This is a genomic window from Afifella sp. IM 167 (assembly GCF_020144925.1).
GTDB lineage: Bacteria > Pseudomonadota > Alphaproteobacteria > Rhizobiales > Afifellaceae > Afifella.
This window is the reverse complement of the sequence record NZ_NSLC01000056.1, coordinates 1-457: the sequence shown is the minus strand read 5'-3', so window position 1 is coordinate 457 and position 457 is coordinate 1. Positions and strand designations below refer to the sequence as shown.

Sequence of the window (457 nt, the reverse complement as noted above, 5' to 3'; positions counted from 1 at the left end):
TCCCGGGCCGTTCGGGATGGCGCAGACTGGTGTGCCCTTTGGTGATGTGCAGATGGTCCGCGATTGGCTCGGCATCAAGGAGCCGATCGCTGCGCCAGCCTCGATCCATCCCAAGCGACCCGTGCTCGGGTTCGACTGCACGCGGCGCGAGGTCAGCGGTCAGCGACTATGGGGCTGGGCGCGTGCGCGGTTCGATACGCCCGAGCGGTTCTTCGCTCAATACTTCGTCGCCAACTATTGCCCACTGGTCTTCATGACCGAGACGGGTCGCAATCTAACGCCGGATGCGCTGCCCGCCGCCGAGCGCGAGCCCCTGTTCGCGGCCTGCGATCGCGCATTGCGCTCAACGGTCGCGCAACTGCAGCCGGAGTTCGTCGTCGGTATCGGGCGATTTGCGGAGCAGCGCGCGATCGCCGCCTTGTCGCACGAGCCGGTGCGTATCGGTCGCATCCTCCAT

1 protein-coding gene is annotated in these 457 nt (G+C 66.3%); it reads left to right on the top strand.

Annotation, left to right across the window (positions count from 1 at the left end; genetic code table 11):
• Positions 1-16: 16 nt before the first annotated feature.
• Positions 17-457: uracil-DNA glycosylase family protein (locus tag CLD20_RS20120; RefSeq protein ID WP_224408453.1), on the top strand; the 441-nt coding region annotated here is incomplete at its 3' end.